This is a genomic window from Lysinibacillus sp. NPDC093216 (genome assembly GCF_050280325.1).
GTDB lineage: Bacteria > Bacillota > Bacilli > Bacillales_A > Planococcaceae > Lysinibacillus.
The window spans coordinates 29,757-37,496 of the sequence record NZ_JBNNVB010000041.1 but is presented as its reverse complement, the minus strand read 5'-3'; the positions used below and the strand labels follow the sequence as shown (position 1 = coordinate 37,496).

The following is a 7,740-nucleotide window of genomic DNA, read 5'->3' as shown; positions in this document are numbered from 1 at the left end:
ACACCCGTTCCCATACCGAACACGGAAGTTAAGCTCTTTAGCGCCGATGGTAGTTGGGGGCTTCCCCCTGTGAGAGTAGGACGTCGCTAGGCAATGTAGACAGTCAGCTGAGTGCTGGCTTTTTTTTTATTAACGTAATTATTATTGAAATGAAGCTAAAGCTGATGACAATGAAACAATGAAAAGAGCAACCATAAAATACTCGTTGCTCTTTTTCTATGCTACTTCTTACGGATTGAAGCATTAGCATTATCTCAAAGACTACGAGAATATAAAAATGAAAAAATATAAAAAAGTATTGCATATGTTATTTCCCTATGATATATTTATAAATGTCTTAAAGAGGTCCCGTGGTGTAGCGGTTAACATGCCTGCCTGTCACGCAGGAGATCGCCGGTTCGATCCCGGTCGGGACCGCCATTATAAACGATAATATAGTTCTTATGATGCTTTTAAATCATAAGAACTTTTTTTATTGTTAATATAAGGGAATTAATGGATATCGATGAAATTGGTTCTATAATATTTGTTGGGGTATCCATAGATTTTTAAAGTAATTATGCCTCGGCACAATTGTAGCTGACGCTTTGCTTTCGTTACAGATAAACAATGCGTCCAGATTCGGCTTTGTGCTTAGGCCTGCAAATTTTTTTTGTGCGAAAGCGCAGTGATAGCGTAGCGGCAGCAGCACCGAAGCAGGTCAGTTAGCCGTTATCGCATGGATGCGATGATTTTAGGCTAACATCCTTTATTAACCCCTTTCCGATTCTGACATCCGCCGGAATGCCCCAACACTCATATCGAAAAACTCGTTAGCAAAGGTCCTAGGCTGTATGTGTCAACAAACTGAGAAGGCTTGCAGTTTGTTGCCATACCGCTTGAGAAAACAAGCAGAGCAGTAAACATAAAGATATTCAGGTTTTACGGGCGATTAATCCCCATCTAACCTTTTTTGCTTTCCCTGAATTTTTCTTGTACCCGACGTTACGTTTTGGTACAGATAAACTACTGGCTGTTAATAAGGGTGACTATTTTTATCGATTCTTCTCGTGTGAAGGAATTTGGAGGTGTTTAGCATGCGAAATTATTTTTACATAAAACGTCTGAATATAAGCTTACTCATAGGTGCTATTGTAATACTAGCAGGCTGTGGAGATCCTATTTTAGACATAGAGGAGTCCAATGCGTACCACTGGCAGAAAAATATGAACGAAGCCGAATTTGAAAAATTAAAAGAAGGCATGTCATATATGGAAGTAGTAAAAATTGCAGGTGGAGCAGGGGACATGATAAAAAAAGATCAATACCGCTGGAATGATGAAATACTTATGACAAAAACCTATATAGTACGATTTAAAGATGATAAATTGGTTGATAAAAAGGTTAGTGAGGTAAAGGAGCATAAAAAATAAGCACGTTTTTTATAAGCGTGTTTTATTTTTATTTGGCACATAGATTAGTATCGCCACCGACAATTTAGCCCAGGCTTAATTGTTTCAGGCTAATGACGAATGCTAGTTTGCATAAGTTTTAGGACTCACCCCATGATGGACATCAGCTTGGAGTGAAAATCTCCTTTGTTTATTTAATACACAATAAATTATAATTTTTTGTCGACAAGCTGCAACAATTACGCCAAGGTGTAATTGTTTTTTTGAAATCCATTGGATGTTTTGAACATTTACGCTTGTTTCGGTAAACTAGTAGTAATGGAGCTAGGAGAGGAAAAAGAGATGATGTATGAAAAAATAATGAATTCACTTGATGATACTGAGAATTTTGCGTTGAAGCTAGCAAGCTTACTAGAAGCCCAGGATACAATTACATTAGAGGGTGATTTGGGCGCAGGTAAGACGACATTTACGAAAGCATTAGCGAAGGGGCTTGGCGTGACGAGAACAGTCAATAGCCCGACATTTACGATTGTAAAGCAATATGAGGGGCGTTTACCATTTAATCATTTAGATGTTTATCGTTTAGCAGAAAGCGATGAGGATCTTGGATGGGACGAACTATTTTATGGTGATGCGGTGTCAGTTGTCGAGTGGGCTCATTTGATTGAACAGGATTTACCTCAGGAGCGTCTTGGAATAGAAATTTACCGAATCGGAGAAAATCAACGACGATTTGTATTAACACCACTTGGAATGCGATATGAGGCATTATGTGAGGAGCTAATGAAATGATTTGGTTAGGGATTGAAGCAGCGAATGCACCACTTTCTATTGCTGTAATAAAAGATGGGAAAGTGATCGCGGAGATTGTACAAAATATAAAATTAACACATTCAGCAGGTGCTATGCCAGCCATTGAAGAAGTGCTAGAAAAGGCTGGCATAAAGCCAAGCGAGTTGGATGCGATTGCTGTATCAGAAGGACCTGGTTCTTATACCGGTGTACGAATAGGTGTGACGCTTGCTAAAACATTAGCATGGACATTGAAAAAGCCTTTAGTTGGAATATCTAGCTTAAAGTCATTGGCCGCAAATGCAGCACTATATGATGGGTTTATTTGTCCTATTTTTGATGCGCGAAGAGGTAATGTCTATACGGCCGTTTATAAAGGTTGTGAGCTTGAAACAATTATTGAAGATTATCACGATCATATAGATGGCTTGTTAGAGCGTTTACAGGCTTTAGAGGCACCGGTTTTATTTGTTGGAGCCGATGTAGATGTTTTTTGGCATAAAATCGTAGAGGTACTAGGTGATTATGCGCAGCGTACACCATTTAGTAATGACTTACCAAGGGCAAGTGAAACAATTCGATTAGCGACGAAACTGGAGCTACCAAGTGTGGATGCAGTTCATCATTTTGTCCCGCAATATAAACGTATTGCCGAGGCGGAGGCGAATTGGCTGAAGGAACAAAAGGAGAAGGCGCATGAGTAGTAATGTAACATATCGTAAAATGGTATCTGAAGATGTCTCAGTAGTGTATGAAATTGAGCTTGCTACATTTCCTACACCATGGACGTTAGATTCTTTTTATTATGAAGTGCATGAAAATCAGTATGCACATTATGTGCTAGCTATAGATGAATATAATAACATTATCGGTTTTTGTGGAATGTGGATGGTTATAGACGCAGCGCAAATTACGAACGTTGCCGTTATAGAGGATGCTCGCGGTCGCGGCATTGGTGAAGGATTAATGCGAGAGGCAATGCGTATTGCTAGGGAGCATACTATGGAAGTCATGAGTTTAGAGGTACGAGTAACAAATACAGTTGCCCAAAATCTTTATCGAAAGCTTAATTTCCAAGATGGTGGTATACGTAAAGGCTATTATACAGATAACGGGGAGGATGCCCTTGTCATGTGGGTGAATTTATGATGGAAGATCGAATGATATTAGCAATAGAATCGAGCTGTGATGAAACAGCAGCGGCGATTATTCGAAATGGTTCTGAAATTGTTTCAAATGTAGTTGCATCTCAAATAGAAAGTCATAAACGATTTGGTGGGGTTGTACCTGAAATTGCATCTCGTCATCATGTTGAGCAAATTACAGTAGTTATAGAAGAAGCATTAGCGCAGGCAAATATGAAGCCGGCTGATTTAGATGCTGTGGCAGTTACAGAGGGTCCTGGTCTTGTAGGTGCACTATTAATTGGGATTAATGCCGCAAAGGCCTTTGCATTTGCTAATAATTTACCGATTGTAGGTGTACATCATATAGCTGGACATATATATGCTAATGCACTCGTGCAGCCAATGGAATTCCCATTGTTAGCACTTGTTGTATCAGGTGGCCATACAGAGTTAGTTTATATGAAAGAACATGGCTCTTTTGAAGTCATCGGTGAGACGAGAGATGATGCAGCTGGTGAAGCTTATGATAAGGTTGCGCGTGTTTTAAACTTACCATATCCAGGTGGTCCACGAATTGATAAATTAGCACATGAGGGAGATGAGGCTGTATCCTTCCCAAGAGTGTGGTTAGAGGAAGATTCTTATGATTTTAGTTTTAGCGGCTTGAAATCAGCGGTTATTAATTATAAGCATAATATGGACCAACGCGGTGAAGAAATTTGTCCGACTGCCGTTGCCAAAGGGTTCCAGGATAGCGTAGTTGAAGTATTAACAGCAAAAACATTACGGGCAGCTCGCGAGTATAAAGTGAAACAGGTTATTGCAGCGGGTGGTGTAGCGGCAAATAAGGGTTTGCGTACATCACTTGAGATGGTATTTGCTGAAGAAAATATACCATTTTTCGTGCCGCCATTAAAGCTGTGTACAGATAATGCCGCCATGATAGGGGCAGCAGCAACACCTATGTTTGAAGCGGGTATTCGAGGCAATTTATCAATGAACGGTCGTCCTGGAATGGAGTTAAAATCCTGGGTATAACTTCTTTCAGGCGATTTCGGACGTAATTATGCTGAGGCATAATTGATTATAGAAAAAGAGGTGTTTTAGATTTGATTCTAAAATACCTCTTTTGCTTTTGTGAATAAATTGTTGAGAAAACAGTGTCTATAAGAAAATTTGAATCCGATCAGTTGACAAATTTTTCAGAAAATTATCCACAGGTAAGGTAGAAATAAAACAGCGAACATCCGTACTTATGCACAAAGTGTTGATAACTTGTGCGTAACTTGTGATTATTCAATATATAGTAGCCTATTTTGTACAAAATGATGTGAATAAAATATTTTTGAATTGTGGACAATGTGGATAAGTCTGTTGATATGTTGGTATTACTAGATTTAAAGTGTGTATAAAGTTGTGGGCATTTTTTGTCGAAAAATAGCACTTGACCAATATATATGAAAAATCAACGCGAGTAAAGTAAAAAGCCATGCGACAAGGCACATGGCTTTACAAGTTTTATCCCATCTCAAGAGGTATGTTATACAATAATATTTTCAAGTTCTTCACTTAGCTCAAGCCATTCCATTTCGAATAACTCATACTGTTCCTTAGCAGTTGATAATTCCTCTTGAAGTTGTGTGATTTTTTCGTGGTCTGTGAAAATCTCAGGATCGCAAAGAGCTTCTTCTAAGCGAGCTATTTCAAGATTTACGTGCTGCATTTTCCCCTCTAGTTCCTCAAGCGCGCGTCTAATTTGGCGCTCTCGTTTTTTAGCCTCTTTATCAATTTTAGAGGTAGAGATCTTCTCAGGTACATCAGCTTGTACTTGTGGTTGAGCGGCAGCCTTCATTTGAGCAATTTCTAATAGCTCTTGTTTCTTCTCAAGATAATAATCATAGTCCCCTAAATACTCAAAGGAACCATCGCCAGATAGTTCGATTACTTTAGTAGTGATTCGATTGATGAAATATCGGTCATGCGATACAAATAAGAGCGTTCCAGGATAATCGGTCAGTGCGTTTTCCAGTATCTCTTTACTATCTAAGTCTAAGTGATTGGTAGGCTCATCGAGAATTAAGAAATTTGCCTTTTGCATCATCAATTTAGCTAATGCAAGTCTAGCCTTTTCTCCACCAGATAATGATGACACGATTTTATCTACATCATCTCCACTGAATAAGAAACGGCCTAGCACTGTGCGAATATCTTTTTCATTCATTAAAGGCCATTCATCCCATAGCTCTTTTAGCACACTTTTATTGCTCGATAGCTTGGCCTGCTCTTGGTCATAATAACCAATTTGAACATTTGTACCATAGCGAATCTCTCCAGAGAGTGGTAGTAAATCTTTGACGATGGTTTTTAATAAAGTTGATTTACCAACACCATTGGGTCCAACAAGTGCAATACGGTCTTCTCGGAAAGTGCGTAATGTAATGCCGCTTGATATTTTCTTATCACCATAACCTATCGCTAAGTCATCAACAGACAATACATCATTACCACTTTGGCGCTCAATTGTAAAACCGAAGCTTGCTGATTTTTCATCACCATCAGGGGATTCCATCCATTCTGTTCGTTCAAGCATTTTACGACGACTTTGTGCCATTTTAGTAGTAGAAGCACGAGCAATGTTTTTTTGAATAAATTCCTCAAGCTTGGCTTTCTCATCTTGTTGACGTTCATATTGCTTCAAATCACGCTCATAATTTTTAGCTTTTTCATCTAAATAGGCACTATAATTGCCTGTATATTTTGTGACGCGATGACGAGAGACTTCGTAGACAATAGACACAACTTGGTCTAAGAAGTAGCGGTCATGGGAAACAATTAGAATAGCCCCTTCATAGCCTTTTAAATATGATTCCAACCAAGAGAGGGTTTCAATATCTAAATGGTTAGTAGGTTCATCGAGTATTAATAGGTCAGGTTTACTTAACAAAAGCTTAGCAAGCGCTAACCGAGTTCGTTGTCCTCCTGATAGTGAGCTAATTGGCTTTTCGTAATCATTAGGATAGAACTGCATGCCATGAAGCACAGAACGTGTATCAGATTCATATTGATAGCCACCTGCATCCTTAAAATTATGCTGCAAATGATCGTATTCAGACATTATTTTTGCATATAAAGTAGGGTTTTCATAAACAGCAGGGTCGGCCATTTGTTGTTCTAATGATCGGATTGCTCGTTCTTGGGTAATAAGCGGCTCAAAAATTGTCATCATTTCATCCCAAATCGACAATGTTGAGTTTAAACCAGCATGCTGCTCCAAATATCCAATTTGTATACCTTTAGGGATAATAATATCGCCAGAGTCATATGACAGTTGACCAGCAATTATTTTAAGTAAAGTAGACTTACCAGCACCGTTACGGCCTACTAATGCAACACGATCACGATGTTGAACCTCTAATTTTACGCCACTTAAAATTTCATCTGCAAGGAAGGATTTATATAGTTGATTGACCTGTAAAACAATCATTCTTGACACCTCAATTCTTCCTTAGTGTAATAGATGAGCGATTGCCTTGCAATGTCGATGCTTTACTTATTCCAAGCTGTCATGTAAGATTGAGACGATTTCTCTTTAGTTAGTGGCGTAAAAGCGCCATTAACTAAAGGGAAATCCTCCAGTAAATATTATAAACTTAGAAATAGTTAATTAAGTGTGTATCATAAATAGATTTGATACTCTATAAGGAGGAAAGAGTTTGAAACAAGAATTAAAAATTCCACAAGCCACTACGAAAAGACTTCCTCTTTACTATCGATTTATCCAAAACTTTGCACAAGAAGGCATGGAACGTATTTCGTCGAAGGAACTGAGTGAAGCGATGAAAATTGATTCTGCAACTATTCGCCGTGATTTTTCTTATTTTGGTGCTCTTGGGAAAAAGGGATATGGCTATGATGTGCAACATCTCTTGGAATTTTTTAGTCAAACGCTCGATCAACATGAAGCGACAAAAGTAGCGTTAGTTGGTGTAGGGAATTTAGGTAGTGCTTTATTAAAATATAATTTTCAAAAAAATCACAATACTCATATCGTTGTGGCATTTGACTCAAAGGCCCCAAAGGAAGGGAAGATGATTAGTAATATTCCTGTTTTTCATCCAGATTTATTGGAAGAAAAGTATGCGGAATATGGAGCGGAGCTTGCAATTTTAACAGTTTCACCACGCTCTGCACAGAAAATGGCTGATAGATTAGCGGCGATGAACGCAAAAGGAATTTTAAACTTTACGCCAGAGCGTATTACTGTACCAGATAAAATGCAACTTTTAACAATCGATTTGTCAGTAGAATTGCAGGCACTCATTTATTTAATTCGTAATCAGGAAGAGTGATAATCGTACATAATTTAATTTCTTTCAGCGAATGTCTTTTGTACCGAAAGCGAAGCGACAGCAGCAAATGTTTTCTGC

General features: G+C 38.5%; 7 protein-coding genes, 1 tRNA gene and 1 rRNA gene. 8 read left to right on the top strand and 1 reads right to left on the bottom strand.

What is annotated here, in order from left to right; genetic code table 11:
• The 7 genes from rrf to tsaD all read left to right on the top strand — a co-directional run.
• Nucleotides 1-92 (top strand): 5S ribosomal RNA (rrf, locus tag ACQKOG_RS25660); the annotation flags it as partial.
• A 252-nt stretch (nucleotides 93-344) separates the two neighbouring features.
• Nucleotides 345-420, top strand: a tRNA-Asp gene (locus ACQKOG_RS25655).
• Nucleotides 421-1,076: 656 nt separating this feature from the next.
• Nucleotides 1,077-1,412 carry a hypothetical protein gene (locus tag ACQKOG_RS25650; protein WP_370083197.1) on the top strand — a complete coding sequence of 112 codons (336 nt, stop codon included), beginning with the start codon at nucleotides 1,077-1,079 and terminating at the stop codon, nucleotides 1,410-1,412.
• A 324-nt stretch (nucleotides 1,413-1,736) separates the two neighbouring features.
• Entirely contained in the window at nucleotides 1,737-2,186 is a 450-nt protein-coding gene (gene tsaE, locus ACQKOG_RS25645; RefSeq protein WP_370083207.1) for a tRNA (adenosine(37)-N6)-threonylcarbamoyltransferase complex ATPase subunit type 1 TsaE, read from the top strand.
• A complete protein-coding gene (tsaB, locus tag ACQKOG_RS25640; protein WP_402874753.1) occupies nucleotides 2,183-2,890 on the top strand; it encodes a tRNA (adenosine(37)-N6)-threonylcarbamoyltransferase complex dimerization subunit type 1 TsaB in 708 nt (235 codons plus the stop codon). Before tsaE ends, tsaB begins: the two co-directional genes overlap by 4 nt.
• The gene (gene rimI / locus ACQKOG_RS25635) at nucleotides 2,883-3,335 is read left to right on the top strand and encodes a ribosomal protein S18-alanine N-acetyltransferase (protein ID WP_427448491.1); all 453 of its coding nucleotides are present in this window, start codon (nucleotides 2,883-2,885) and stop codon (nucleotides 3,333-3,335) included. Before tsaB ends, rimI begins: the two co-directional genes overlap by 8 nt.
• Nucleotides 3,335-4,351: a tRNA (adenosine(37)-N6)-threonylcarbamoyltransferase complex transferase subunit TsaD gene (gene tsaD, locus ACQKOG_RS25630; RefSeq protein ID WP_370083205.1), complete on the top strand. Its 1,017-nt coding sequence runs from the start codon at nucleotides 3,335-3,337 to the stop codon at nucleotides 4,349-4,351. The genes rimI and tsaD overlap by 1 nt, the downstream gene beginning before the upstream one ends.
• A gap of 502 nt (nucleotides 4,352-4,853) precedes the next feature.
• On the opposite strand, the gene ACQKOG_RS25625 is transcribed toward tsaD, so the two are convergent.
• Nucleotides 4,854-6,797 (bottom strand): ATP-binding cassette domain-containing protein, encoded by a 1,944-nt coding sequence (locus ACQKOG_RS25625; RefSeq protein ID WP_427448493.1) that lies wholly within the window; start codon nucleotides 6,795-6,797, stop codon nucleotides 4,854-4,856.
• A 229-nt stretch (nucleotides 6,798-7,026) separates the two neighbouring features.
• Between ACQKOG_RS25625 and ACQKOG_RS25620 the strand changes: the two genes are divergently transcribed.
• A complete protein-coding gene (locus tag ACQKOG_RS25620; RefSeq protein WP_370083191.1) occupies nucleotides 7,027-7,662 on the top strand; it encodes a redox-sensing transcriptional repressor Rex in 636 nt (211 codons plus the stop codon).
• Nucleotides 7,663-7,740: the final 78 nt, after the last annotated feature.

Coding starts and splice junctions, on each gene's coding strand:
- ACQKOG_RS25650 (WP_370083197.1), top strand. CDS start 1,077: ATGCGAAATTATTTTTACATAAAACGTCTGAATATAAGCTTACTCATA.
- tsaE (WP_370083207.1), top strand. CDS start 1,737: ATGTATGAAAAAATAATGAATTCACTTGATGATACTGAGAATTTTGCG.
- tsaB (WP_402874753.1), top strand. CDS start 2,183: ATGATTTGGTTAGGGATTGAAGCAGCGAATGCACCACTTTCTATTGCT.
- rimI (WP_427448491.1), top strand. CDS start 2,883: ATGAGTAGTAATGTAACATATCGTAAAATGGTATCTGAAGATGTCTCA.
- tsaD (WP_370083205.1), top strand. CDS start 3,335: ATGGAAGATCGAATGATATTAGCAATAGAATCGAGCTGTGATGAAACA.
- ACQKOG_RS25625 (WP_427448493.1), bottom strand. CDS start 6,797: ATGATTGTTTTACAGGTCAATCAACTATATAAATCCTTCCTTGCAGAT.